Consider the following 26783-nt stretch of genomic DNA (forward strand, 5'->3'; position numbering starts at 1 on the left):
CCGTCCTCCCCTGAGCCGCGGGCTGCGGCTGTCATCTTTGCGATAGTTGCGCAAATCCCGCACCTCGCGGCACGAAGTTTCACGAAATCGGATCGCAGCTATCATTCGGTTCTTGGATAGTCAACAAAGCTGACATAATAAAGGCCAAGCAGACCGCGAGGACCGATCCATGAGCCAGCGTTTCGCCACCGCACAGCGCAGCGAGCATCTCCTGTTCCTGACCGACGACCAGTTGCGCAACGGGATCGAACTGATGTTCTTCGCCTATCGCGGCTTCACCGCCGATCCCGACCGCCTGCTCGAGGATTACGGCTACGGCCGCGCCCACCACCGGGCGCTGCATTTCGTCAACCGCCGCCCGGGCCTGACCGTGAACACCCTGCTCGACATCCTCGGCGTCACCAAGCAGAGCCTCAACCGCGTGCTGCGCCAACTGGTCGAGGACGGCCTGATCGAAAGCCGCGTGGGCCGCGAGGATCGTCGCCAGCGCAACCTCTACCTGACCGATGCGGGCCGGAAGCTGGAAAAGTCGCTCTCCGAGGCCCAGCGCGCCCGGATGCGCAAGGCCTACATGGCGGCAGGTCCCGAGGCCGTGCACGGCTTTCGCACCGTGCTCGAACAGATGATCGACCCGGAGATCCGGCCGCGCGTGCTGAGCCTCATGGAAAACGGGGATGACTGAGACGCTCGACGCGCATGTGCTGATCGTCGACGACGACGCGCGCATCCGCGACCTGCTGCGCAAGTTCCTGACGCGGCAGGGCTTCCTGGTCTCGGGCGCGCGCGACGCCGCCCATGCGCGCCGCCTGCTCGAAGGGCTGGAATTCGACCTGATCGTGCTCGACGTGATGATGCCGGGCGAGGACGGTATCAGCCTCACGAAATCCCTGCGCGAGGAGATCACCACCCCCATCCTGCTGCTGACCGCGCGCGGCGATGCGGACGACCGCATCACCGGGCTGGAGGCCGGGGCCGACGACTACCTGCCCAAACCGTTCGAGCCGCGCGAATTGGTGGCGCGCATCAACGCCATCCTGCGCCGTAGCCCCGCCCCGTCGAAGAAGCCCGAGCCGCCCAGGACCCTGCAACTCGGCCCCATCCGCTACGATCTGGGGCGCGGCGAGATGTGGCAGGGCGAGGAGCAGGTGCGTCTGACCTCGACCGAACAGGCGCTGATGCGGGTGCTCGCCGCCTCCCCGAACGAGCCCGTCGCCCGCCACGCGGTGATCGAGGCTCTGGGCCGCGACCAGGGTCAGGCGCAGGAGCGGGCGATCGACGTCCAGATCACCCGCCTGAGGCGGAAGATCGAAACCGATCCCAAGAGCCCGCGCTACCTGCAGACCGTGCGCGGCGCGGGCTACATGATCGTACCCGACTGAGAGAGCGGCGCGGTCGGATGCCTCCGGCGGGGATATTTGGACGAAGCAGAAAGGATGGGCGATGCGCGTGATGGTGATGGGCGCAGGCGCGATCGGGGGCTTCGTGGCCGGAGCTTGGCGCCATGCCGGCGCGGACGTCGCCCTGCTCGGACGGCCTCGACAGGCCGTCGCCCACGCCGCAGGCGTGACGCTCGCGGACAGGACCGACACCGCAGGGTGGACCGCGCAGGTGCCGGTCCCGTTCCACGACGACCCCGCGGTGCTCGCCGATGCGGACCTCGTCGTCCTGGCGGTCAAATGCACGGCCATCGACACGGCCGCGGCGGAGATCGCGGATCATGCGCGGCCCGGCGTGCCGATCCTCAGCCTTCTGAACGGCCCGCGCGCGGCGGAGGCGCTGTCGCAGCGCCTGCCGGACAATCCCGTCCTTCCCGGCATGGTCGCGTTCAACGTGGTGGGGGAGGACGCGCGCTGGACCAAGACCAGCCTCGGTCACGTCACCGCCCTGCGCCACGCCGCCCTCGCCCCCCTGCCCTCTGATGGCCCCGCCGCCGTCGAGCAGGTCGCGGACATGGAGCCGGTGCTGTGGGGCAAGCTGCTTCTCAACCTCAACAACGCCGTCAACGCGCTCTCTGCCCTCGGCCTGCGGGACGAGCTGTCGCGCAAGGGCTATCGCCGCGTGCTCGCCGCGGCGATGCGCGAGGCGCTGGAGGCGTGCGAGGCGGCGGGCATCCGTCCCGCCAAGGTCGGCGCGATGGCGCCCCGGCTGATCCCCAGCTTCCTGTCTATGCCGGACATCCTGTTCCGCCCCATCGGCCTGCGCCTGCAGAAGATCGACCCGGCGGCCCGCTCCTCGATGGCGGAGGACTTCGCGGCGGGCAAGCCGACCGAGGTCGACTGGCTGAACGGCGCGGTCGTCGATCTCGCCCAGTCGCAGGGGATCGAGGCCCCCGTGAACGCGCGTCTGACCGCGCTCGTCCACGATGCCGAAGAGGGCGGTCGGCGCGACTGGCCGGCGCCCGATCTGGTGCGCGCGGTGCTGCGCGGGCGCTAATACCCGAGCCATTCACTCGCCATACGCATGCCATACGGGGTGCATACGCATCGCATACCGCCCTTTTCGCCGGTTTCGCGCGCTGTTAGCCTCCGTGCCATGACACGGCTCTACACCCATCCCGCCAGCCACGGCCACCGCACACCGGACGGCCATCCCGAACGCATCGCCCGGATCGAGGCGGTCGAGGAGGCACTCTACGACGCCGGTTTCGATGCGCTCGACCGCCTCGAGGCCCCCGAGGTGACGGATGCGCAGCTCTTGCGCGTGCACCCGCAATCGCATCTCGACGCGCTGGCGAAGGCGGCCCCCGCGAGCGGGGAAATTCCCTTGGACTCGGATACATGGATGTCGCCGGGCACCCTCGCGGCCGCCCGCCGCGCCGCCGGTGGGGCCATCGCCGCCGTCGATGCCGTGATGACCGGGGGCGGCAATGCCTTCGTCGCGACGCGTCCACCGGGGCACCATGCGGAGAAGACGCAGACGATGGGCTTTTGCCTCTACGGCAATGTCGCGGCAGCGGCGAAGCACGTGATGGAGGCACACGGCCTGACCCGCGTCGCCATCGTCGATTTCGACGTGCATCACGGCAACGGCACGCAGGACCTGCTCTGGGACGAAAGCCGAGCCTTTCTCGTGACTTCGCAGCAGATGCCCCTCTGGCCCGGCACCGGGGAGCGGTCCGAGACGGGGGCGCATGGCAACATCCTGAACCTGCCCCTGCCCCCGCATTCGGACGGCAATGCGATGCGCGCGATCTACGAGGCGGAGGCCTTTCCCGCGCTCGAATCCTTCGACCCGCAACTGCTGCTGATCTCCGCCGGGTTCGACGCGCACCGCGCCGATCCGCTGGCCCAGCTGGAGTGGGAGACCGAGGATTTCGTCTGGCTCACCCGGCAGCTCTGCGCTATCGCTCGGGACCATTGCGACGGGCGCGTCGTGTCGGTGCTCGAAGGCGGCTACGACCTCGCGGCACTCGCCGACGGTGTTGCCGCGCATGTCGCCGTGCTGATGGAGGAGGACCCCGTGTGACCCAGACCCCGGTCGAGGAAATGAGCTTTGAGGCCGCGATGGCGGAACTCGAAACCGTGGTGGCCAAGCTCGAGAGCGGCGACGTGGCGCTGGAGGAGTCGATCGCGCTCTACGAACGCGGTGCAGCACTCAAGAAGCATTGCGAGGCCAGGCTGAACGCGGCGGAGGAGAAGACCTCCCAGATCACCGGCGACGGCACCGGAACCACGCCCGCCTCCTACGAATGAGCGCGTTTCGAGAGCGGCTCGACGCCGTGGCCGCGGCGGTTGAGGCACGGCTGGACGCGCTGCTGCCCGCCAACGATGCGGTCGCGCAGGCGATGCGGTGGGCGACGCTGGGCGGTGGCAAGCGCCTGCGGGCCTTCCTGGTGGTCGAAAGCGCGGGGATATTCGGCGTCGAGCGGGAGAGTGCCCTGAACGCCGCGGCCGCGATCGAATGCCTGCACGCCTACAGCCTCGTCCATGACGACCTGCCGGCGATGGACGATGATGACATGCGGCGCGGCCGGCCGACCGTGCATCGCAAATGGGACGACGCGACGGCGATCCTCGCCGGAGATGCGCTGCAGACCCAGGCCTTCGCCATTCTCGCCGATCCCGCGACGCATCCCGAAAGCGCGGTGCGCATCGCCCTCGTCGCGGAACTCGCATCCGCTTCGGGCCAATCCGGCATGGTCGGCGGTCAGGCTCTCGACATCGCGGCAGAAAGCGCCGGGCAGGCGTTGACGCTCGAAGAGGTCTCGGCTCTGCAAAGCCTCAAGACCGGCGCGCTCATCCGCTTCTCCGCGCGGGCGGGAGGGCTGCTCGGTCGGGCGGACGCGATGGCTCTGGCCGCGCTCGACAGCTATGCGGAGGCGCTCGGCATCGCCTTTCAGATCCGCGACGACCTGCTGGATGTCGAGGGCGACGAATTGACCGCCGGAAAGGCGCTGCAAAAGGATGCGGCGGCCGGAAAGGCGACCTATGTTTCCCTCTTGGGGGTGGACGGCGCGCGGGCGCGGGCCACCCTGCTGGTGGAAGATGCGATCGCCGCCCTGCTGCCCTTCGGCGAGGCGGCGACCCCGCTCGCCGACGCCGCGCGATTCACGCTGGCGCGCGAGACCTGACGAACAGGAGAGGCCGATGGCCGACAAACCGATGCTCGACCGCGTGGCCTCGCCCGCCGACCTCAAGGGCATGAGCGACCGCGAGCTGCGCCAGCTCGCCGACGAATTGCGGGCCGAGACGATCGAGAGCGTCAGCCGCACCGGCGGCCATTTGGGCGCAGGGCTGGGCGTGGTCGAGTTGACCGTTGCCCTGCATGCCGTGTTCGACGCACCGCGCGACAAGATCGTCTGGGACGTCTCGCATCAGTGTTATCCGCACAAGATCCTGACCGGACGCCGCGACCGGATGCACACGATCCGCCAGGGCGGCGGGTTGTCGGGCTTCGCCAAGCGCAAGGAAAGCCCCTACGACCCGTTCGGGGCGGGCCATTCCTCCACCTCGATCAGCGCAGCACTCGGCTTCGCGATGGCGCGGGAGCTGCACGGCAAGTGCCCCGAGGGCCTCGGCGATGCGGTCGCGGTGATCGGGGACGGCGCGATCTCGGGCGGCATGGCCTACGAGGCGATGAACAATGCGGGCCATCTGGGCAAGCGGCTGATCGTCATCCTCAACGACAACGAGATGAGCATCGCGCCACCCACAGGCGCCATGTCCTCCTACCTCTCGCGCCTCTATGCCGAGGGCCCGTTCGAGGAACTGAAGCACGCGGCCAAGACGGCGACCAGCTTCCTGCCGCCGCCCTTCCGCGAGGGGGCCAAGCGCGCGAAGGAGATGCTCAAGGGCCTCGTCGTCGGCGGCACGCTGTTCGAGGAGCTGGGCTTCTCCTATATCGGGCCGATCGACGGGCACGACATCGACCAGTTGCTCGCCGTGCTGCGCGCCGTCCACGACCGTGCCACCGGGCCGGTGCTGATCCATACGATCACCAAGAAGGGCAAGGGCTACGCCCCCGCCGAGCATGCGCCGGACAAGGGCCATGCCCGTGCCAAGTTCGACGTGGTGACGGGCGAGCAGCGCAAGGCGGCCTCCAACGCGCCGAGCTACACCAAGGTCTTCGCAAAGTCGCTGATCGATCACGCGAGCCGGGACGAGCGCATCTGCGCCATCACCGCCGCCATGCCCGACGGAACGGGACTCGACCTCTTCGCCGAGCGGTTTCCGAAGCGCTGCTTCGACGTCGGCATCGCCGAACAGCACGCCGTGACCTTCGCCGCCGGGTTGGCGGCGGGCGGGATGCGGCCCTTCTGCGCGATCTATTCGACCTTCCTGCAGCGCGGCTATGACCAGATCGTGCACGACGTGGCGATCCAGCGGCTGCCCGTCCGCTTCGCCATCGACCGCGCGGGGCTGGTCGGCGCGGATGGTGCGACCCATGCCGGTGCGTTCGACATCGCCTTCCTCGCCAACCTGCCCGATTTCGTGGTGATGGCCGCGGGCGACGAGGCGGACCTGGTGCACATGGTCGCCACCGCCGCCGCCATCGACGACCGGCCCAGCGCCTTCCGCTTTCCCCGCGGGGAAGGCGTGGGGGTGGAGATGCCCGAACGCGGCGAGCCCATCGAGATCGGCAAGGGTCGCGTGCTGGCCGAGGGCACGCGCGTCGCCATCCTCAATTTCGGCGCGCGGCTGGCCGAGGCGACCAGGGCGCGCGAGGATCTGGAGGCGCGCGGCATCTCGACCACGCTGGCCGATGCCCGCTTCGCCAAGCCGCTCGACCGCGACCTGATCCTGCGCCTCGCGCGCGAGCACGAGGTGCTGATCACGCTGGAGGAAGGCGCGGTCGGCGGGTTCTCCTCCCACGTCCTGCACCTGCTGGCCGTCGAGGGCGCGCTGGAGCATGGCCTGAAGGTCCGCCCGATGGTGCTGCCCGACATCTTCATCGATCAGGACAGCCCCGCCGCGATGTACGAGGTGGCGGCGATGAACGCCCCGCAGATCGTGTCCACGGCGCTGGGTGCGCTCGGCGTGGCCGAGGTCGCGAAGTCGCGCGCGTAAGCTATCGCAAGGTGCGATCCGCGTGCTAAGAAGCCGCGACGCAACCTGACCGATGAGCCTTCCGATGACCGTTCGCCTGCTGCCTGCCGCCCTGATCCTGACGCTCGCCGGGTGCAGCGTGCTCCAGCCGCCGGAGGAACTGGATTTCGGCAGCGATGGCGGGGCCTGGGCGGGCGACGGCGAATGCGACGACCCGCGCTTCGAGGGCAACGGCATGGCGTCGATGCTGCTCGATGAGAATGCCTTCAACGACCGGTCCGATTGCCGGTTCCTGTTCGACAACAACCAGATCCGCCTGCGCGAGGGCGCCCTGCGGGCGCGCCCCGAGTCGGAGGATATCCTGCCCGCCGAACGTCGCCCCGGCGCCCGCTAGACCGCGTTCACCGACCAGTCGTAGCGATGATCGGCGATGCGCGAGGCCGCGCCGATCACCGGATCGTCGGCATACCGACCCAGATGCGCGATGACACCCGCATCGGTCCCGCCGAAATCCTCGTCGAACCAATGATAGATGGACGAGACGACCAGCCCGTCGCGCCCGACCGCCGCGCCGCGCGGATGGTTGACATAGGCCCGCGCCGCCGCGTCGAGCGCGGCCTCCAGCCCCGCGGCGCGCCACGGCTCCGCCCGCAGGTTCGGACAGCCAATCGAGGCGCAGTTCACGGCGTAATGCACCCGCGGATCGGCGAAGACGGGGCGCATGATCTCATGCTCGATATCGTCGAGGGACAGGTCGGTCCCCGCCATGCGCACGCGCTTCTCCGACCAGGGGCCGGGACTGAAGAGCGATCCGTCGATGCGCCGGATGCTGTCCACAGGCCAGTTGCGCGTGACAACAAGCAGCGTCACCGCATTGTAGAGATTGGCCCAGTAGGCGAAGGCCGCGTCCGGCGTCAGCCCGCGCGGATCGATGGCGGAGAGCCGGGCGACCACCCGCTCTAGGGCGCCGGCATCCGCACCGGCATAGTCGAACCGCGCCACGCCATCGGCTCCCATGCGCACGCCTTGTGACAGGATCGCGCCATAATCCGAGTAGTCGGGATCACCGCCCGACCCGCTGTCGGCCCAAGGACCACTGCCCTCGATGGTGACGGCGCGGACCGGCAAGGCGGCGAGGGTCAGTGACAGGCCGGTCAGGATGAACTCTCGTCTGAGCATGGGCAGCCTCCTCTGCTGCCCTACGACCTAGCCCAGCGGGCGCGGCGCATCCAGCGGACCCACCGCTTCGTGATCCGAGGCGATCGCGCCCTGCCGCATCGCTTCGTAGAGCGCCATCCCCGCCGCCACCGCCACGTTGAGCGACCGGCCGCCCCCCGGCATCGGCAGCGCCGCCCGCACGTCGCAGGCACCCGCGACCGCGCCCGGAACCCCGGCGCTTTCGCGCCCGACCATGATCGCGTCGCCGGGCCTCAACCTCAGCGCGGGCAGGTCGACATCCCCCCGCGTGGTCAGAAGGATCAGACGCCCCTCCTGCGTTCGCCTGAACGCCGTCCAGTCGTCATGCCGCAGGATCTCGGCCTTCATGGCGTAGTCCATCGCCGCGCGGCGCAGGGTCTTCGTGCCGAGCGGGAAGCCGCAGGGCTCGATCACGTCGAGCGGGACGCCCATGCAGGCACAGATGCGGATCATGGCGCCGAGATTCGCGGCGATGTCGGGCTGGTACGCGACCAGACGCATGAGCGGCATCCTTCCCGTGATGGCCCGCCTCGCAGGCGATGTGGGACGCGGTGTCGCGCACGTCTGCGGCGCACTGTCCGCTGGACCGGCGGGCCGCATGGGTGTAGGGACAGGCGCAGATCGCGACCGATCCGCGACAGCAATACATGACGACAGGTCCCGCGCGTTGCAAGGGGGCCGAAGCGAAGAAGGAGATGCGCTCCCGTGTCCGAACATGCAGAGGCGACAACCCGCCGTGATTTCCTTTACGTCGGAACCGCCGCGGCAGGCGCCGTGGCCGTCGGCGGCGCGGTCTGGCCGCTCGTCAACCAGATGAACCCATCCGCGGACGTGCAGGCGCTGTCCTCGATTCCGGTCGACGTCTCGGGCGTCGAGCCCGGCACGCAGCTGACCGTCCTGTTCCTGGGCAAGCCGGTCTTCGTCCGCCGCCGCACGCCGGAGGAGATCGAGGAGGCCCGCGCGGTCGCCCTGTCCGATCTGAAGGACCAGAACTCGCAGAACCCCAATGCCCCCGATGGCGGCGAAAGCGCGCCCGCGACCGACCAGAACCGCGCGCTCGACGAGAACGGCGAATGGCTGGTGATGCAGGGCGTCTGCACCCATCTGGGCTGCGTCCCGCTGGGCGACGGCGCGGGTGATTTCAACGGCTGGTTCTGCCCCTGCCACGGATCGCATTACGACACGGCGGGCCGCATCCGCCGCGGCCCGGCCCCCACCAACCTCGCCGTTCCGGTCGCGGAGTTCGTCTCCGACACCGTCATTCAACTCGGATAAGGGAGAGCACGATGGCTGGCATTCCCCACGACCATTACGAACCGAATTCCGGCGCGGAGCGCTGGTTGCACGGTCGTCTGCCCGTACTCGGGCTCCTCTACGACACGTTGATGATCCCGACGCCCAAGAACCTCAACTGGATGTGGATCTGGGGCATCGTGCTGGTCTTCACGCTGGTGATGCAGATCGTCACCGGCATCGTGCTCGTCATGCACTACACGCCGCATGTGGACCTGGCCTTCGCCTCGGTCGAGCACATCATGCGCAACGTGAACGGCGGCTGGGCGATCCGCTACGTCCACGCGAACGGCGCCTCGCTGTTCTTCATCGCCGTCTACGCCCACATCTTCCGCAACCTCTACTACGGATCCTACAAGACCCCGCGCGAGGTGACGTGGATCATCGGCGTGATCATGCTGATCATCATGATGGCGACCGTGTTCATGGGCTACGTGCTGCCCTGGGGTCAGATGTCCTTCTGGGGTGCCACGGTGATCACCGGCCTCTTCGGCGCGATCCCCGTGATCGGCGAGCCGATCCAGACGCTGCTGCTGGGCGGCCCGGCGGTCGACAACGCGACGCTGAACCGCTTCTTCTCGCTGCACTACCTGATGCCGTTCCTGCTGCTGGGCCTGACGCTGGTCCACATCTGGGCCTTCCACACGACCGGCAACAACAACCCCACGGGGGTCGAGGTGCGCCGCGCGTCGAAGGAAGTCGCGCAGAAGGACACCCTGCCCTTCTGGCCGTATTTCGTCATCAAGGACCTCTACGCGCTGATGCTGATCCTCGTGATCTTCTTCGCCGTCGTGGGCTTCATGCCGAACTACCTGGGACACCCGGACAACTACATCCCGGCCGATCCGCTGGCGACGCCCGCGCATATCGTTCCCGAATGGTACCTGCTGCCGTTCTACGCGATGCTGCGCGCGATCACCTTCTCGATCTCGATCCCCTTCACCGACGTGGTGCTGATCGACTCGAAGTTCCTGGGCGTGATCGTGATGTTCGCCTCGCTGGCCGTTCTGGCGGTGGTGCCGTGGACCGACACCAGCCGCGTCCGCTCGGGCCGTTACCGTCCGCTCTTCAAGTGGTGGTTCGCGGTGCTCGTCATCGACTTCTTCGTCCTGATGTGGGCGGGGGCGATGCCAGCCGAGGGGATGATCCCGGTGATTTCGCTGATCGGCACGATCTACTGGTTCGCCTATTTCCTCGTGATCCTGCCGCTGCTCGGCCTGTTCGAGGAGCCGCTGGCCCAGCCGGTGACGATCGAGGAGGACTTCGACGCGAAGCACCCCGTGACCAGCAAGACCGCGGGCACCGTCCCCAATGCCACCCCGGCTGAATGAGCCGGGCGAGAGGACAGAACATGATGAAGAAAGCACTTCTTTCCGCCCTCGCGGCCCTCACCCTCGTCATCGGCGGCGCACAGGCCGCCGGTGACGGAGAGCAGCACGTCACGGATTACGACTTCCCCTTCGAGGGTCCGTTCGGCCGCTACGACACGATGCAGCTCCAGCGCGGGCTGGCCATCTACAACCAGGTCTGCTCGGGCTGTCACGGGATGGAGTACGTCTATTTCCGCAACCTGACCGAGGATACCGGCCCGGCCATGCCAGAGGCGATGATCGTCGAGCTGGCGAAGGGCTATTTCGTCGCCGACACTGGCCTCGACGCGCAGCCGGGCGACACCCGCCCCGCGACGCTGTCCGACAACTTCCCCGGCTCGCAGGTCGAGAACGCGCCCGACATGTCGCTGCTCGCCAAGGCGCGCGCCGGGTTCCACGGCCCCTACGGCACCGGGATCAGCCAGCTGATCAACGGTATGGGCGGCGCGGAATACATCGCCTCCGTCCTCACCGGCTATACCGGCGAGGAGAAGGTCGAGGCAGGCATCACCTATTACGAGAACGAGGCCTTCCCCGGCGGCTGGATCGCGATGGCCCCGCCGCTCTACGGTGACGATATCGAGCATGCCGACGACGCACCGACCGACCTGACCAGCGAAGCGATGGACGTCGCGGCCTTCCTGATGTGGGCGGCGGAGCCGAAGCTGAACCAGCGCAAGGCCTTCGGCCTGACGGCGGTCCTGTTCCTCGGCATCTTCACGATCCTGCTGTTCCTGACGAACCGGAAGCTGTGGTATCACGTCAAGCACCGCGAGGAGTGATCCTCGACAAGCTGTCACGCAAAAGGCCGGAGCATCGCTCCGGCCTTTTTCACTGCCCCAGATAAGCCGCGAGGGCGGGGGGCGGATCGTCGAGCAACTCTGCCGTAGGCCGCGGCGCGTGCGCGCGCCCCTCGTCCACGTAGATCGTGGTGGCGGCGATCGCATGGGCGTCCTCGGGCTCATGCGTCACCATCAGCACGTCGAGCCGCCGTTCCGCGGCGACCTCGGCCACCAGATCGAGCATCTCGCGCCGCAGACCGGGCCCCAGCGCGCCGAACGGCTCATCGAGCAGCAGCACAGGCCGTTCGCGCAGCAGCGCCCGCGCGATGGCGACGCGCTGTTGCTGGCCGCCCGACAGCTCGGCGGGCTTGCGTCGCTCCAGCCCCGCGAGGCCGACGCGCTCCAGCACGCGCGCGATCTCGCTCTCCTGCCGGTCATCGAGCCTCAGCGTCCCGGAAACCCCGATCCCGACATTCGATTTCACGTCGAGATGGGCGAAGAGGTTGTGGTCCTGGAACAGGATCGAGACCGGCCTGCGTTCCGGCGGCAGGCCCCCGACGGGCTGTCCATCGACCTCCACCACACCCGCGACGATCGGCACGAAACCGGACAGCGCCATCAGCAGCGTCGACTTGCCCGACCCGGACGGACCGATCACGGCGCTCGTGCCGCGCGTCTCGAAATCAGCGCGCAACTCGAAGCTGCCATTGCGCAGCTTGGCATTGTTGAACGTGATCATAGTGTCCTGATCCTGTCGAACACGGCAAAAAGGGCGAAGCTGAGCCCCAGCAGCAGCAGCGCACAGGCCGCGGCGGCATCCATGCGGTAACTTCCCATCAGTTGATACATCACCAGCGGAAGGGTCGCGGTCTCGCTGGTCCCGAACAGCGCGATCACGCCGAGATCCCCCATCGACAGCGCGGCGGCGAGCCCGGCGGCGAAGCCGAGCGGCGCCTTCAGGTCCGGCCACATCGCATGGCGCCACCAGGCCAGCCCCCGCAGACCCAATGTGCGCGCCAGCCGCCCGTTGGTCCGCTCCGCATGCGCGATCGCGGGAACCAGCGCGCGCAGCGCGAAGGGAAGCGCCATCAGCGCGTTGACCGCGACCACCATCGGCAGGGCGATTGCGAACGGGTCGACATGCCCGCGCAGCAGGATGAACCACCCCGTCGCCAGCACGAAGGGAGAGATCGCGAGAACGATCAGCATGCCCCCCTCCCCCAGACGCGCGGCCACGGGCAGACGCCGCGCCAACGCCACCAGCCCCATCGCGACCGTCAGCGCCGCCGCGATGCAGACCGCCGCGGAGCAGACGGCCACGAGGATCGAGCGCAGCGCCGCCGGCCCGACATCGCCCGGCAGATCCCACAGCGACGGGACGCCGCGCCAGATCACCGCCAGCAGCGGCAGCCCCAGAAACGGCACGCTCAGCCCGATCAGCGAAACATCGAGAAGACGCCCCCCGCCCATCGGCAGCGGCGACAGCAAGCCGCGCCGCGCCTCGACCGGACGACCCGCCAGCATGACGCCCGCCGCGACCACGAGGCACAGACCGGTCTGCACCAGGGCCAGCAGCCCCGCCCGCCCCAGGTCGAACTCGAAGCGGATCGCCTGATAGATCGCCAGTTCCAGCGTCGTGGCCCGCGGGCCTCCACCCAGCGTCAGGGCGATGGCGAAGCTGGTGATGCAGAGCAGGAACACCAGCAGCGCCGCTCCCGGCAGGACGGCGCGCAGCATCGGCCATTCCACGACGCGGAACCGGGTCCACCCGTCGAAACCGAAATGACGCGACAGGCGCACATGCTCCGCCGGGATCGTCGCCCAGCCCTGCAGGACAAGCCGCGTGACGAGCGGGATGTTGTAGAACATGTGGGCCAGGACCACCCCCACCAGACCGTAGATGTTCAGCCGCCCGAGGCCGACCGCCTGAGTCAGTTCCGACAGCGCACCGTTGCGTCCCCAGATCGACAGCAGCCCGATCACGGCCACCAATGTCGGCAGCAGGAACGGCGCGCCCATCAGCGTCACCACCCACTCCCGCCCCGGAAAGCTGCGCCGCGCCAGCGCGCGGGCCAGCGGCACCGCCACGAGGACGGAGCCGACCGTGGACAGCACCGCCTGCACCAGCGTGAAGCGGAGGGCGGCGAAATCCGCCACCCCCATCCGGCCCGCGCTCTGCCCGACCAGCGCCGCGATTGCGGCGAGACAGGCGACGAGGATGCCGCCCCCCAGCAGCAGGCCGGGCCAGGCGCGCATCAGCGGCTCAACGCGTCCTGCCAGCGCGCCAGCGCCGCGTCCCGACGCTCCGCCGCCTCGGCCGGATCGAGCAGCAGCGCCGTCTCGGGCACGGCGAGGCTGTCATACCCCTCGGGCAGCTCGGTCTCGTAGGCGGGATACATCCACTGCGTGACAGGCAGGATCGACTGGAACGCGTCGGTCGAGATGAAGCGCAGGAACTCCGCCGCCAGCTCCGGCTGGTCCGATCCGGCGAGGGCCGCGGCGACCTCGACCTGCATGTAATGTCCGTCCTCGAAGATCGCGGCGGCCTTGCCCGCATCCTCCTCGGCGATCAGGTGATAGGCGGGAGAGGTCGTGTAGGACAGCGCCATGTCGGCCTCGCCCTCAAGGAACAGGTTGTAGGCCTCCGACCAACTCGACGTGACGGTGACGATGTTGTCCGAAAGCCCCTCCCACATCGCGGGCGCTTCCTCGCCAAACAGCGTGTCGACCCACATCATCAGCCCCAGCCCCGGCGTCGAAGAGCGCGGGTCCTGGATGACGATGCTGATGTCGCTCTCGGCCAGTTCGGCGAAGGAGGCGGGAACGGCGTCGAGGGCCTCGGTCTCGTAGACGAAGGCGAAATAGGACCAGTCGAACGGCACGAACGTGTCGTCGGTCCACTCGATCGGCAGGTCGGGGGCGGCGAGGTCGGACGGCGCAGGCGCGAACAGCCCGCTCTCCTTGGCGGCGGCGATCAGGTTGGTGTCCATGCCCAGGACGACATCGGCATCCGACCCCTCGCCCTCCAGCCGCAGGCGCGAGACCATCGCGGCACCGTCGCCCACGCCGACGAAGGTCAGCTCGCAGCCGCATTCGGCCTCGAACGCCGCCTCGATCTGCGGGCCGGGGCCCCATTCGGCGGTGAAGCTGTCATAGGTGTAGACCACGAGCTCCTGCGCGTGCGCGGGCAGCGCGATCAGACAGGTTGCGAGGATTGTCTTTTTCATCACGTACTCCTTCTGCCAAGACGGTGAAGGTGCGCGGACGCAGGCCTTCCCTCCGCCGGCATGATCCGGTTCAGGTTCGACGGGTCCACGCGAGTCGCGCATCTCAGGCTCTGAACGAGCCCCCCCGAGGCAAGAGGACACCTAGCGCGGATCGGCCCCGCTGGAAAGGGGGGCGCGATTGACTCGCGTCGGAGCGATTCCTAGGGTCGCGTCACACGCCCCCAGGCCGGAGCGCCCGATGCAGATCCTCTTCGTTCACCAGAACGCCCCCGCGCAGTTCCGCCACATCGCCGCCCGGCTGGCGCGGGATCCCGGCAACCGCGTGGTCTACATTACCCACGAGGGAAAGCCCGTCCCGCAGGGCGTCGCGCGCGTCCAGTACAAGCCGCACCGGGAGCCGCACAAGCAGACCCATCATTATCTGCGCACCGCAGAGAGCGCCGTGATCTACGGGCAGGGCGTCGCGCGCGCCGCGCAGAAGCTGAAGAAATCCGGATTCACCCCCGACCTCATCATGGGCCATCCAGGCTGGGGCGAGACCCTGTTTCTCAAGGATATCTGGCCCACGGCGCGGCTCATCAGCTATTGCGAGTTCTACTACAACGCGACCGGGTCCAACATTCACTTCGATCCCGAATATCCCGATGGGGAGGAGATCGTGTTCCGCACGCGGATGCGCAACGCGCACCATCTGCTGTCGGTAGAGGCGGCGGATGCGCTCTACGCGCCGACCGCGTGGCAAAAGCGGCAGTTCCCGACCGCCTACCGCGATCGGATCGACGTGATCCATGACGGCATCGACTGCGAGCGCGCACGGCCCGACCCGACCGCGACCTTCACGGTGAAGGACGGGCCGACTTTCCGCGTGGGCGACGAGGTCATCACCTATGTCGCGCGCAATCTCGAACCCTATCGCGGCTTCCACAGCTTCATGCGGGCCCTGCCGCACCTGCTGGCCAAGCGGCCGAACGCGCATGTCGTCATCGTGGGGGCCGACGGCGTCAGCTACGGGCGCGCCTTGCCCGAAGGCGACAGCTACAAGAAGCGGATGCTCGACGAACTCCTGTTGCCCAAGGGGCGCGTCCACTTCACCGGCCACCTGCCCTATCTCGACTATATCCGGCTGCTGCAGGTCTCGGCGGCCCATGTCTACCTGACCTATCCGTTCGTCCTGTCCTGGTCCTGCCTGGAGGCGATGGCCGCGGGCTGCGTGATCGTCGGCTCCCGCACCAGCCCGGTCGAGGAGGTCATCGAGGACGGCGAGAACGGGCTGCTCGTCGATTTCTTCAAGCCCATCGAGATCGCCGAACGCGTCGCGGATGTGCTGGCCAACAAGGTCGATGTCGACAGCCTGCGCCGCGCCGCACGGGAAACCGTACTCGAACGCTTCGAACTCGAAGCCTCCCTGCGAAAGCTAGACGACCTGATCGCGCGTACGATGGCCTGACCGCTACCCGCCCGCCACGGCTACCAGCGCATCGATCAGTCGCGCCGGGCGGCCATAGATCAGCAGCTGGCCCTCGTCCTCCACGATATCGGTCGTCCAGCCGTGAAGCTGCGCCCAGCGTTCCAGCGCGGGCACCCGGAACAGGCCGTTGAGCGCCCCGAGCAGCGCCCGCTTCGGCAGATCGGGCGGCAGGCGTTCGGCGAGGGGCGTCCAATCCTCGGCCCAGCGCTGGACGTCCGCCACCAGCCGCTCCGGGTTTTCGAGCGAATAGGCGATATTGTCCCGCGTCAGCGCGCGATAGCGCGGATCGGAGGCGACGCGCGCACTTTCCTGCGGGCAGGAGTCGTAGAAATAGTCGATCACCCGCGCCTCACCCTCCGGCCCCGAGAAGAAGCGGCGGGCCACCATCTTGTGCGGGGCGAGCATCACGCCCGGGGCGTAGCGCATGCCCAGAAATGTGCGCCGGGGCGTCGCTTGCATCCGCCGGATATCGTCGAGGCCGAGCAGCGGCGCCCCCGTATCGACGGTCAGCAGCCCGCGCGCCCTGCGCCCCAGCCGCGCGGCCAGTGCAACGGCGTAGAGCCCGCCCGAACAGTGACCGGCGACCACGATCCCGTCGAGGCCGAGCTGGTCGATGCAGGCGAGGTAATCCTCGCTCAACTCATGCGGTCCGTCCGCGGCGGCGCGGTCCGTACTGCGCCCAGAGCCCGGACGCCACGGCGACACGATGTCGAGACCGGCGCGCTCTGCCAGCCTCGCCAGTTCCGGCTCGGGCGTGGGCAGCGTGGTGGGCTGGATGAAGAAGACCGGTACGCCCCCCTCCGCACCGTAGCGGCACAGCTCCACCTTCCGCCCCTGCCCGACGTCGAGCACATGGGTGGAGTATCCCGCGCGGGTCGAGCGTCGTGACAGACCGCCGGCACCGCGAAATGTGTCGTCGCCGGTCCGCATCGTCGCGCTCACGATGCGGAACAGCTCTCTCTGATCCGACGCGCCGACCTTGGAGAGGATCGTCTTGATCTGGGTTCGCGTCGTATGGACGGACCGGTCGCGCGCCGCCGCGACGCCTGTGGCATCGAGACCGGAATAGAGATGCTCGACGATCTCCAGCTCGGTCTCCGTCAACGCGAAGGAGCCGACGAGCACCCTCCCGCGCGATGCGGTCCACGGAATCGTCGCCCGCCGCAGCACCCATCGCGGGGACGCCCCAAGCTCGACCTGTTCCGCGAGGAACAGCACCTTCGACGATCCCGGCCTGAAAGGCAGGCGCACCAGCCTGCTTCGCCCCTGCCCGTCCGGCGCGTCCCGCAGGCTGGCCGCGAAACCGGCCGCCAGCGCGTCGACCGCCGCGGCGGCCTCGTCATCCGCGAGACCTTCGATCAATCTCGGATCGACGGACAGAACGGAACCGTCCTCGTCCATGATCAGCCCCGGATCGATCAGCGCGGCGAGGAATCGGTCGAGTGCGGCCTGCGTGTCCTGCGCCTCACCCTCGTCGACCACCATCGCCGCACGGGCGAATTCCTGCATCAGCTGCGGATCGGCGCCGATGGTGTCGAGCGTGCCGCGTGCATGATGCGTCGCCTCGTAAGCATCCCAGGCGGCCACGAGATCCTCGAATTCCTCGACCTGCCCGGCCACGTCCCACAATCTGTCGACGAGTTCGCGCCGCGGCGATCGCGGATGCTCCATCAGGTTTACCTCAACTGGTGTATTTCGCCCGTCGTCCGATTGCGGCCTGCTGGGTCCTGAATGCCCTAACCGACAGTCTGCGCTGCAAATTCCTGCAATTCAACTGCCCGGACCGTCCTTCAGGAGGAGATGCCGATGCCCACCCGACTTCGCCCGACAGGCGCCCTGTTCGCGACCGCGATGACCCTGACCGCCGGCGCGGCATGGCCCTGCACGACGATGGACGATCTCGTCCTTGCGCCCTCCACCGGATGGGAGTTCTTCAACGACACCGAGTACCGGCCGGTGGGCGACACTCTCCGCGTCACCTATTCCCGCGTCTTGCCCCGCGATACCGAGGGCAACATCATGAACCCCGAGGATGCGGAGATCGTCACGGTCAACATCAGCCGCAACGACGCCGTGGTCGGTCCGATCGAGATGATCCTTTCGGACGAGAACTTCGCGAGCATGGTCGAGGAAGGCCCCTGGGGTCAGCCCAAGCTGCGAACCGGCCTGTCCACCGTCGTCTTCGACACCGCCGTCCAGATCGACGGCAATGGCGACGGCGCGGAGGTCTATTTCCATCGTTTCGTCCAGTGCCTCGTGCGCGCGGCGGCCGATGCGGGCGAGCCCGTCGAGTTCTATTCCGCCGATGCGCAGGCCGCCGAGGATCCGGCACAGGAGCCGTTGGAGACGCAGGACGACACGCAGGCCCCGTCCGCCCCGCCTCCCGCCGATCCCGACGTCGAAGCGCGGATCGCCCGGATGACCGACATGTCCCGCGCGCATTTCCTCGACGAATACGAGCGTCTGGCCGAGATAGCGGATGGCGCGAATGCCGAGCTGTTCCGGCGGGTCGGCCCGGACTTCGCACAGCTCTACCGCCAGCAGGACTGGTCCTCGCCTGAGCGCGACGCCGCCGCCTGCATGTACGACCGGTTCGACGCGGCCGACCGGCTCGACATCCTGGCCCGGACCTCCATCGTGCAGGGCGGCCTGGCCGATGCCGTCGAGGCGGATCCCGATCTCGACTACGTCTCGCTGGTCATGGATCCCGAAGTGTCCGAGCGCTACGAGGAGATGATGTCGGGCGGCCTGTCGGATGACGATATCGCCATGAATTTCGAGGCTTTCCGCGAATGCGGGCTCTTCGATCTCATGCGCGAGCGCATTGATATGGGGCAGGTATTCCGCATCATGGAAGAGGAGGCCCGCGCACGCGGGATGCTCGATGACTGATCTGCGCCGCCTCGCCATCGGATTGTTTGTCGCCCTGACCACCGCCGCGCCCGCTTTCGCCCAAGGCGTGCCCGAGATCGCGCAGGCCTGCGAGGATCTGGGCCGTCCCAATGTCGACTGCACCTGCGTGGCCGGTCGGGCCGCCATCGGCATCGCGCGCGCGCCTTCCATCCGCGAGGCTTGGGTCGAGGGTTACCGCGCCGAGATCGGGGAGGAGAACGTCCGCGAGGCCGCCCTCACGGCCTTCATGGGCGACCAGACCACGGCGATCGCGGTCGAGCAGGCCCTGACCGACATGGGCGGCATGGCCCCCAATCTCGACGATTTCGAGGCAGAGTGCGTCATCGCGGGCGCACCCGTCCCGCAGATCGCGATGCCCCAGCCGGATACGCCGGAGGAGGAGCTGACCCTGCTCTGCGAGGAGGCGACGGGCAATCTGCGCGCCTGTGCGTGCGAAACCCACGCCTATGCGACCGCGCTATCGCCCGACGACTGGACCGGCTATCTCGCCTTCCTGCGCGGCGAGCGGCCCGAGGGCGTGCAACCCACCCTGTCGCTGGTGGCCGATCTGCGGCCCCTGATCCAGGCGCGCTGCACCGCGATGACCCGCGCCGATCAGGCGGCGGGCTTCGACGCGGTCGCCCGCGCGGCGGTGTCACAACCTCGGGCCACGACGTCGGACCGCGCCGCCGTCGGACCGTCCGACCTGACCGGGGCCGCGCCGGGCACGGTGCTCGAGGCCGGATGCCTCGGACAGGGGGAAAGCGCCGCTTTCTGTACCTGCGCGCGCGCGCGGTTCGAGACGGACATCGCCGAGCGGGATCTGAGCGACGGTGCGGGGCGATTCATCGCCTACATCCTCACCGCCGGCGGGCTCGATGCGGTGCAGAACGCGCAGGTCGTCGGCTCCTCCACCCGCGAGGAGCAGCAGGAAGGCATGATGGCCCGCCTGGCGATGCAGGAGCTCGGACCGGGCTGCGAGGAGGAGCTGGCGCTCGCCGAGGCCGGGGGCCCGGTCGCCGTCTCGGCGCAGGACGCGACCGCGCGGATGGAGGCCTCCTGCTTGGCGGATGTCGACGACGCCGCGATCTGCAGCTGCGTCGCGACCCGGATGGCCGAGACCCTCGGAACCGAGGACCTTGCCCTCGTCGTCATCCTGCGCGAGGCGCAGGAGGAAGCCGACCCGGTCCAGGCCACGGCCACCGCCCTCGGGCTTCCCAAGGCCGACATCCAGTCGCGGCTGAGGGAAAACCCTGCCCTGATGGGCGGCGAGATGCAGGACGCGGTGATGGCCTGCCTGATGGGCGACTAGCCGTCGCGCGGCATGATGAGCAGTTCGTCCGAGCGGATCGTGATCGGCTCGGACGTGCCATCGGGCCACTCGAGCAGGTAATCGCCTGCCGGAAGCGTGATGGCCGGACCGCCCACCTCCCCCTCGATCAGCGGGAACGCCCCCAGCAGCACCCGGAACCGTGGCGCCGAAACCGTGTCGAGCGCGGCGCCGAGCTCGTCCGCGCTCTGCGCGTCTATATAGCGACCGCCGCCCGCTTCGGCCCAGGCCTCGAACGGGGCGCGGTCGACCTCGGGGGCGAGTGCGAAGCTGACCACGTCGACCCGCGTCTCGATCCCGGCCTCGCGCAGGCGGGCGATCTCGATCAGCGGATCGCCGTCACAGGTTTCCTCACCATCGGTTAGCAGCAGGATGGACGAGCCCGGCCCCGCATCCGCCAGATCCCGCGCAGTCGCGGCGAGCGCGGCGGCGATCGGCGTCCGCGCGAGGTTGCGAGGCCGCACGGCCATCACCGCCGCCTCGAATCGCGAGAGGTCGGACGCCTCGGGCGGAACCAGCAACTCGGTCTCGCAACTCTCGGGCGGTCCGCCGAAGACCCGCAGCCCCAGATGCGGCGGCAGGTCGTCCCGGCCCGCGAGGGCGATCAGCCCCTGCTGCGCCAGCACGTAGCGGCGGACGCCGTCGTCCTGCCGCGCGAGCATGGAGCCCGAGGTATCGAGCAGGACATGCAGCGCTGCGGGAGCTGCCTCCGTCGCCGCTTCGCTCTCCCTGTCGACCGCCCGCACCTCTAACTGGCCGGGGCCCCTGCTGACGCTGCGCGCCTCGGCGGAGATCGCGTAGGGCTTGGGGCCGAGCAGGCGGGCGGTCGCACGCGCATAGGCATCGCCGATATCGGTCGGCAAGTGCACGGGCCAGACCTCGCCATTCGTCAGGGCCGCCCAGCCCAGCGTGACCGGCTGCGACACGAGCGGGTCCTGCCACATGCCGCCCGACGAGATCTTGACGACGAAGACGCGGGCACGTGCCGTCGCCAGTTCCTCGACCAAGCCCGCATTCGCCCCGGCATCGCCATCGGTAATCACGACGATCGCCCGCGACCCGTCTTTCTGCTCCAGTTCCCGAGCCGCATCGACGAGCGCGGTTTCCGCGTCGCTATTGCCGCTGACCCCGAGGTTCATCAGCATTTCCATCAGTTCGTCGCGGTTCTCGGCGAAGCTGTCCGGCGTCCCGCGCCCGATGACCGCGGCCGCCACGCCGTCCTCGCCCTCCACCATCGTCTCGGCGAACCGCGCGACACCGGCCTGTATCTCGGGCGCGAAACCCGCGACAGAGGGGCTCATATCGATCAGGAACACGGTCCAGCGCTTCGGCTCGGAGACCTCGACATCGAGATTCTCGCCCGGCTCCAGCGGGTAGATCCGTTCGACGGACCCATCGACGGCAGGCTCGGAGGTCTCGATCGGCTCAACCGGTTCGCCATCGCGCGTCGCCTCGAGGGCAGGCGCGATGCCGAACCCCGCCCGGACCCGGATCGCGACCGCATTCGCCCCGTCGCCACCCTCGATCCGCCACCTGTCGCTGCGCTCGCCCAGCTGAATGGCGCCGTGCTCCTCGGGCCCGTTGACGGTCAGCGGCCTCGGCGCGCTCCAGGGATCCGGCGGCGGGGCCGTCGCCACCTCGACCGGTCCGGCCTGCCATTCCCCCCGCGCGGCCAGCACCTCCTCGGCCGGGCCGAGCAGCGTCACGAAGCCGGGCGCGCTCAGGATCTCCTCCTCCCCCTCCCAGGCGAGCGACCAGGTCCGCAGATCGACCGGCTCGGGCAAGGTGACGCGCGTGGAACCCGAGGTCGCGAGCGGGATGGTGGCGATCGGCGTGAGCGTTTCCGGCGCGATCCCCTCGCTGCCAAACAGCGTCATGCTGCGCGCGAGCGGATAGCGGGCATCCTCCGCATGCGGTCCGATCTCGACGGCGGTAACCCGCGCCAGCCGACCGCGCGCGAAGGTTCCCACGAACGGCTGGGGCCCCGCCTCCACATCGAACCCGATCGCGTTCTCCGCCTGGACGAAAGCCGTCCGCGACGAATGCGCCCCCTCCAAAGGCCAGGTCAGCGCACCCGATCGCGGCTGGGTCAGGGCGATCTCGCGCCCGTATTCGCCCGGCACCGAGATGGCGGAGAAGGCATTGAGCGTGATTCCCGTCTCGCCCGACCGCGCGTCGCGCAGGGGACGCAGCCGCAGATACGTGGCCTCGACGGGTGCCGCGAACGGATACCACGCCATCGGGCCGAACCGGTCGTGCTCCGCGCGCAGCACCTCTCGCCAGTCCGCGCCATCCAACGACGCGTCGATGGCAAAGCCGCGCAAGGCCCCTGCATTGCGATCCCGCGTGGCGATCCCGACCCCGGCCAGCGCGACCGGCCCGTCGGATCCGAGCCGCAAGACCGGCTCCAGCGGCTCCGCGCCATTTTGGGAGAGCAGGGTCGCGGATTGCGTCACGGGGGGCTGCGTCTGCGCGATCGCACCGTCGATCAGCGTGTTGAGGTTCCACGCGCCGGAGGGATGATGCCGCGCCACGTCCCCGGTTTCGGGATCGAGCTCGTATTGCTCCGTCGCCACCCATCGTGCCCCGAGCGCGGCCCGCGCGACGTCGACGCCGCCCAGCATCGCCCTTGGCAGCGCGACCGTCTCGACCGGCCTCACCGGATCTGCACCCAGTTCGACCGGAACCTCGACCCGGATCGAGCGATCGGCCCCGGCCAGGTGGATGAACCCGATCATCCGTCCGGTGGAGAGATCGGGCGGCAAGAGCAGCTGGATCGCCTCGCCGTCCACCGCGATCTCGGCATCGGGATCGAGGAACCAGGCCTGCGGCGTCCGTCCTTCGGTGTCGATCGGCAGCCGGATCCGCTGGCCGTGAACCGAATGCGCGGCGACCGGCCCTGTCTCGATCACGTCGCCGGCCGTAGCCGCATCGAACGGGTCCCGCAGGTCGAACCCCAGCAGGTATTCTCCGGGCGACCCGACCTGCGGCGACAGGTCGATCTCGTGATATCCCGGCTCGAGCTCGACTTCGGCCACCCACGGGCCGTCCACGCGCTGCCGGTAGAGGTCGGGATGCGACGGCACGTTGCCGATCGTGGTCGTCACGTTCGTGACCGCGCCGACCGGGGGCGTCAGCGACAGGCGGATCGGCGCGGCCCGCGGCAGCATGAACGAGAACCGATCGATGTCGGATCGCGTCAGGGCCCCCCGAACATTCTCTCCCGGAACCAGAACCCGCGGCCGCGAATGGTTCGGCTCCCACTCGCCATCCTCGGGCGGGGGACCCGCGCGACGACCGATGGCACGCCACTCGCCCAGCCCGCCGTTCCCGACCAGCGTCAGCGTGTAATTCCCCGGCGTGAGCAGAACGTCGTTCAGCTCCGTCCGCTCGCCCGCATCCCTGCCGGGACGGATCGAGATCAGCGGCCCCTGCGGCCCCTCGACCAGCAATTCGCTCAGATTGCCGCCGGAGGCGACGAACCGCCACAGCTCCTTGCCCGGTCCCGCCCGGAACGGAATACGCTCGATGTCGCGGACACCCGAAAAGCCGAAGATCCCCTCGGCGCGGAAGCGCCCGACCTGCCTGACCGCATCGTCGGGCTCCCAGTTCGGCTCGAACGCGGGCGCGCCGAAATCCGCTTCGCGCAAAGTCAGCGTCACGTCCTGCGGCAAGCCACCGCGCCCCGACAGCCGGACCAGACGCCGCCCGTCCGGATCGAACGGGCCGAGGATCACCTCGTTCGAGCGCGCGCACTCCTCATGACGATCGGAAACCGCGCAGGTATCCGTAGCGCCCGCTCCCACGACCTCGACCAACCAAGGCCCCCCGGCGGGCAACTCGATCAGGTCGACGTCCCTTGCGCCGACCCGCTGCAATATCTCGGTCCGACCGCTCGGCCACGGGCGCGCCGTCAAACTGTCCGGCTCCGCCCCTTCCCCCATCCGCTCCGCTGGCGATATCGAGAGACGGGCGGGCATATCGGACACCGCGGCGCTGGCGCAGATCACCGGCAGCGGCACATCCACGTTTTCGATCAGAAGCGCACCGCTGCCGGTTCGACTTTCGACCCGCTGTTGCGCCTCATCTATCAGCGCCAGGCTGCTGTATGCCCCGGCGCTGGCGACATGGATGACATCCCAGGGGCCGCTTCCCGGCCATTCGGGTGCCCAGCATTGCTCCTGCCCGGTCTGGGGCACGGCCGCCTCCGCGCCGATGGCGACCGGCTCTCGATACGAGCCCCCCGCGACGGGAACCCCCGGCGGCGCATCGATTCCCCACGCGACCACCGTCTCGCCTTGCGGTATGACGACGATCTCCACCTGATCGCCCTCTCCCAACAGATGATGCAGTGGCCTGTCACCGGGCTCGAGCAGAACCCGGACCAGTTCTTCCGCCGGCGCGTCGGTTTCCTGCCCCTCGCGCAGGATCTTCACACCGACCCGCGGAAGGCTTTCCGGCGCTTCGATCCGCAAGACCGACCCGGCTTCCGGCGCGCCGATCCCCACCCTGCCGGAGCCGACGATGGTCGTCTGCTCCTGCGCCTCCACCACCGTCGCGAGAAGCAGCGTCGCGGCGAGGATCGACCGGTTCAATTGAAGAAACATGCGATATCGTTGGACAGCCCGACCGGGTCGCGCATCGCGAGCCCCGCGATCAGCCCGGCGGCGGCGCAGAACCGGCAATAGATCGCCGCATTGGTGTTCGACCGCCCATGTTTCGCACTGCAATCCATCGCGCTCTTGACGAATTTCGCCAACTGCACCGGCACGGTCAGCATCACGACATATTCCGTCAACTGCGACCCGTACCCCGCGCCGGAGCGGCCGAGCGTCTCGCCCGTTCGCGGATCCACGCGCCACCAATGGGGATCGTCGGGCATGGCGGCGTTCAGCAAGACCAGATGACCGCTCTCCAGATCACGCCGGATCGCATTTCGGGCGATCGGCGCGATCCCGTCGATCTCCTCTGGCGAAACGAGCCGCAAGTCCGGCGTTCCGGCCAGGTTCACCGCGGCACCGGAGCGGAACGCGACGTTCTCGCCCGGTGCCAGGCTCGCCTCCGCCAGCGTTTCGGAGACACCGCGCCGCAGGACCTGTTCGGCAACCCCGCGGGAGGGGTTATGGAGAACGTCGAAGATTACCCGCTGCCCCACGATCAGGCCCGCCTCGTCCAAACGCGTCCGGTCCCAGCGCGCGATCATGAGCGGGCCCGACCGCTCCGCCTGACCGCCCGCGAGACGTGCCGCCATGTCGAGCCGCACCCCCGCGCGCGACATCAGCCGCGTCTCTCCCGCGGCCTCCCAGATCGGCAGGGACTGCAGGCGATCGGCATCCGACGCCCCGGCGGCGAGGCCGGCATAGGCCTCCAGCAACCGGGCCGTATCGACATAGGCGGTCGCTTCCGCCTCGTCGGGCGTGATCAGCCCCGGCACGATTCCCAGCGACATGACCTGCGTGAGGTCGTCCAGCCCGTTCGCCTCGGCGTCGAAGGGCAGGTCGGGGTTGAGAAACCACCGCTCCAGAATGATGGGCTCGGCCCCCGGTGCCACGACCGTGATCTCGATCCCGGCCCCCGCGAGGCGCGGCAACACCTCCGGCACGTCCGCCCCCTCGTCCACGCCCAAAGCCGCGAGGGCCTCGGCGGCGCGCCCCGCATCCTCCGCGACCGTCTCGAACAGCGGCGCCATCGCCGAGGCGGCGGTCTCCGCATCCAGGATCTGACCGCGCAGGTTGAAGATCTGAGAGCCGGGCCACGGCCCGTCGTTCCAGCCCGCCTCGAACGCATCGGCAGCCGCAAGCATCTCGGCCGCCGCAGCGGCGTCCTGCGCATCGGCAGGCGGATCCAGCGCGACACCGAGCGCGGCCATCGAATTGAAGGTGATCGTCACGTCGTCGAGCCGGAAGTTCGCCGCCGCCCCTTCGATCACATCGCCCACGACGCGCCGCGAAAAATCGCCCCCCTGCTCGATCACGATGACCGGTCGGAAGGATATCCTGTGCACCAGTTCCGGCGGCACCGTTCCATCCGCCAGCGCGAGGATGTCCACCTCGGGAGTTGCATGCTGGCCGAAGACCGGGTGCACGTCGCGATAGGGTTCCGCGCTCGTTTCGCGGAACTGCACCCAAGCATAGCTGCTTTCTCCGCCCCCCGTAGCGCTGAGGGAGGCCCCCGATCGGTCGATGACACCCAGAAGATGCGCCGAGGTCTCGTCGACAGAACCGACGAATTGCGGCCCGAAGAGAGCGGCGGCTCTCGCGTCCGGAGGCGTCGGATCCACGGATGGCCACGTCATGCCGTCGGGCGGTGTGCCGTAGGCCACGTAAGCATCATAGCCCGCCTCGCTCAGCATCGCCGACAATGTGATCGCCTGATCCCACGAATTGCCGGAGCCCGCCGCGATCGTCCCGTCGACCCCCTGAAGCACGCCGTCATAGGCCCTGTAGGCAATCCCGTCGCGGACATGATCGACGATGGCCGCCGCGTCGTAGTCGGCCGCGTCGAGCACATCGTCGAGTGACGGCGTGAGCGCGAGAAGCCGTTCGGCCTCCTCCCGGATCGCGAGCGCGTTCTGCGCCGCCACTTGTGCGCTCGGCGCGTCCTGAGCGACGGCTGTGATGGGAAGGACCGTCAGCAGCAGGACGGCTGCGACCGAGACTCTGTCCGAAATGACTTGCAACGCGACCTCCATCGGGAACCGCGTCTATTTTCGGGGTCTTGGAATGCGGGACCATACACC

At 68.8% G+C, this 26783-nt stretch carries 22 protein-coding genes and 1 riboswitch; of the genes, 14 read left to right on the top strand and 8 right to left on the bottom strand.

What is annotated here, in order from left to right; translation table 11 throughout:
* Positions 1 to 169: 169 nt before the first annotated feature.
* The 8 genes from RX333_RS03765 to RX333_RS03800 all read left to right on the top strand — a co-directional run bounded on the left by RX333_RS03765 (position 170) and on the right by RX333_RS03800 (position 6879).
* Complete coding sequence (locus tag RX333_RS03765) at positions 170 to 682, top strand: MarR family transcriptional regulator (RefSeq protein ID WP_316013578.1); 513 nt, start codon at positions 170 to 172, stop codon at positions 680 to 682.
* A complete protein-coding gene (locus RX333_RS03770; RefSeq protein WP_316013579.1) occupies positions 675 to 1379 on the top strand; it encodes a response regulator in 705 nt (234 codons plus the stop codon). The genes RX333_RS03765 and RX333_RS03770 overlap by 8 nt, the downstream gene beginning before the upstream one ends.
* Before the next feature lie 61 nt (positions 1380 to 1440).
* Positions 1441 to 2433: a 2-dehydropantoate 2-reductase gene (locus RX333_RS03775; RefSeq protein ID WP_316013580.1), complete on the top strand. Its 993-nt coding sequence runs from the start codon at positions 1441 to 1443 to the stop codon at positions 2431 to 2433.
* A 99-nt stretch (positions 2434 to 2532) separates the two neighbouring features.
* Positions 2533 to 3465: a histone deacetylase family protein gene (locus RX333_RS03780; RefSeq protein WP_316013581.1), complete on the top strand. Its 933-nt coding sequence runs from the start codon at positions 2533 to 2535 to the stop codon at positions 3463 to 3465.
* Entirely contained in the window at positions 3462 to 3692 is a 231-nt protein-coding gene (locus tag RX333_RS03785) for an exodeoxyribonuclease VII small subunit (RefSeq protein WP_316013582.1), read from the top strand. Before RX333_RS03780 ends, RX333_RS03785 begins: the two co-directional genes overlap by 4 nt.
* The gene (locus tag RX333_RS03790; RefSeq protein ID WP_316013583.1) at positions 3689 to 4570 is read left to right on the top strand and encodes a farnesyl diphosphate synthase; all 882 of its coding nucleotides are present in this window, start codon (positions 3689 to 3691) and stop codon (positions 4568 to 4570) included. The genes RX333_RS03785 and RX333_RS03790 overlap by 4 nt, the downstream gene beginning before the upstream one ends.
* Positions 4571 to 4586: 16 nt before the next feature.
* Entirely contained in the window at positions 4587 to 6506 is a 1920-nt protein-coding gene (gene dxs / locus RX333_RS03795; RefSeq protein WP_316013584.1) for a 1-deoxy-D-xylulose-5-phosphate synthase, read from the top strand.
* Positions 6507 to 6570: 64 nt separating this feature from the next.
* Positions 6571 to 6879, top strand: coding sequence for a hypothetical protein (locus RX333_RS03800; protein ID WP_316013585.1), 309 nt, complete (start codon positions 6571 to 6573; stop codon positions 6877 to 6879).
* Here the strand turns inward: RX333_RS03800 and RX333_RS03805 are convergent.
* Together RX333_RS03805 and RX333_RS03810 are read right to left on the bottom strand one after the other, a co-directional pair.
* The gene (locus tag RX333_RS03805; protein WP_316013586.1) at positions 6876 to 7664 is read right to left on the bottom strand and encodes a DUF547 domain-containing protein; all 789 of its coding nucleotides are present in this window, start codon (positions 7662 to 7664) and stop codon (positions 6876 to 6878) included. The two genes, RX333_RS03800 and RX333_RS03805, sit on opposite strands and share 4 nt — an antisense overlap.
* Before the next feature lie 27 nt (positions 7665 to 7691).
* Complete coding sequence (locus RX333_RS03810) at positions 7692 to 8183, bottom strand: tRNA (cytidine(34)-2'-O)-methyltransferase (protein ID WP_316013587.1); 492 nt, start codon at positions 8181 to 8183, stop codon at positions 7692 to 7694.
* A 204-nt stretch (positions 8184 to 8387) separates the two neighbouring features.
* On the opposite strand from RX333_RS03810, the gene petA reads away from it, so the two are divergent.
* Genes petA through RX333_RS03825 form a run of 3 tightly spaced genes read left to right on the top strand, consistent with a single transcriptional unit; the run spans position 8388 to position 11127 of the window.
* Positions 8388 to 8957, top strand: a complete 570-nt coding sequence (gene petA, locus RX333_RS03815) for a ubiquinol-cytochrome c reductase iron-sulfur subunit (RefSeq protein WP_316013588.1) — start codon at positions 8388 to 8390, stop codon at positions 8955 to 8957.
* Positions 8958 to 8968: 11 nt separating this feature from the next.
* Positions 8969 to 10306 carry a cytochrome b gene (locus RX333_RS03820; protein WP_316013589.1) on the top strand — a complete coding sequence of 446 codons (1338 nt, stop codon included), beginning with the start codon at positions 8969 to 8971 and terminating at the stop codon, positions 10304 to 10306.
* Between the two features lie 23 nt (positions 10307 to 10329).
* The gene (locus RX333_RS03825; RefSeq protein WP_316013590.1) at positions 10330 to 11127 is read left to right on the top strand and encodes a cytochrome c1; all 798 of its coding nucleotides are present in this window, start codon (positions 10330 to 10332) and stop codon (positions 11125 to 11127) included.
* Between the two features lie 49 nt (positions 11128 to 11176).
* On the opposite strand, the gene RX333_RS03830 is transcribed toward RX333_RS03825, so the two are convergent.
* Genes RX333_RS03830 through thiB form a run of 3 tightly spaced genes read right to left on the bottom strand, consistent with a single transcriptional unit; the run spans position 11177 to position 14354 of the window.
* On the bottom strand, positions 11177 to 11866 hold the full coding sequence (locus RX333_RS03830) for an ATP-binding cassette domain-containing protein (RefSeq protein WP_316013591.1): 690 nt from the start codon (positions 11864 to 11866) through the stop codon (positions 11177 to 11179).
* Positions 11863 to 13383 (bottom strand): thiamine/thiamine pyrophosphate ABC transporter permease ThiP, encoded by a 1521-nt coding sequence (locus RX333_RS03835; RefSeq protein ID WP_316013592.1) that lies wholly within the window; start codon positions 13381 to 13383, stop codon positions 11863 to 11865. The genes RX333_RS03830 and RX333_RS03835 overlap by 4 nt, the downstream gene beginning before the upstream one ends.
* Positions 13383 to 14354 carry a thiamine ABC transporter substrate binding subunit gene (thiB, locus tag RX333_RS03840; RefSeq protein ID WP_316013593.1) on the bottom strand — a complete coding sequence of 324 codons (972 nt, stop codon included), beginning with the start codon at positions 14352 to 14354 and terminating at the stop codon, positions 13383 to 13385. The genes RX333_RS03835 and thiB overlap by 1 nt, the downstream gene beginning before the upstream one ends.
* Positions 14355 to 14384: 30 nt before the next feature.
* Positions 14385 to 14491: riboswitch (TPP riboswitch) on the bottom strand.
* 101 nt (positions 14492 to 14592) lie between these two features.
* Here thiB and RX333_RS03845 point away from each other — a divergent pair.
* Positions 14593 to 15801, top strand: coding sequence for a glycosyltransferase family 4 protein (locus tag RX333_RS03845; RefSeq protein WP_316013594.1), 1209 nt, complete (start codon positions 14593 to 14595; stop codon positions 15799 to 15801).
* 3 nt (positions 15802 to 15804) lie between these two features.
* Here the strand turns inward: RX333_RS03845 and RX333_RS03850 are convergent, their stop codons facing one another.
* Positions 15805 to 17493, bottom strand: a complete 1689-nt coding sequence (locus RX333_RS03850) for an alpha/beta hydrolase (RefSeq protein WP_316013595.1) — start codon at positions 17491 to 17493, stop codon at positions 15805 to 15807.
* A gap of 135 nt (positions 17494 to 17628) precedes the next feature.
* Here RX333_RS03850 and RX333_RS03855 point away from each other — a divergent pair, with 135 nt between their 5' ends.
* Together RX333_RS03855 and RX333_RS03860 are read left to right on the top strand one after the other, a co-directional pair.
* A complete protein-coding gene (locus RX333_RS03855; RefSeq protein WP_316013596.1) occupies positions 17629 to 18714 on the top strand; it encodes a hypothetical protein in 1086 nt (361 codons plus the stop codon).
* Positions 18707 to 20026 (top strand): hypothetical protein, encoded by a 1320-nt coding sequence (locus RX333_RS03860; RefSeq protein WP_316013597.1) that lies wholly within the window; start codon positions 18707 to 18709, stop codon positions 20024 to 20026. Before RX333_RS03855 ends, RX333_RS03860 begins: the two co-directional genes overlap by 8 nt.
* Here the strand turns inward: RX333_RS03860 and RX333_RS03865 are convergent.
* A complete protein-coding gene (locus tag RX333_RS03865; RefSeq protein WP_316013598.1) occupies positions 20023 to 24651 on the bottom strand; it encodes a hypothetical protein in 4629 nt (1542 codons plus the stop codon). The genes RX333_RS03860 and RX333_RS03865 overlap by 4 nt on opposite strands.
* Positions 24636 to 26723 carry a hypothetical protein gene (locus RX333_RS03870; RefSeq protein WP_316013599.1) on the bottom strand — a complete coding sequence of 696 codons (2088 nt, stop codon included), beginning with the start codon at positions 26721 to 26723 and terminating at the stop codon, positions 24636 to 24638. The genes RX333_RS03865 and RX333_RS03870 overlap by 16 nt, the downstream gene beginning before the upstream one ends.
* Positions 26724 to 26783 lie beyond the last annotated feature (60 nt).

The sequence above is a fragment of the Roseobacter sp. HKCCA0434 genome (assembly GCF_032464675.1).
In the GTDB taxonomy this organism is placed as follows: Bacteria; Pseudomonadota; Alphaproteobacteria; order Rhodobacterales; family Rhodobacteraceae; genus Pontivivens.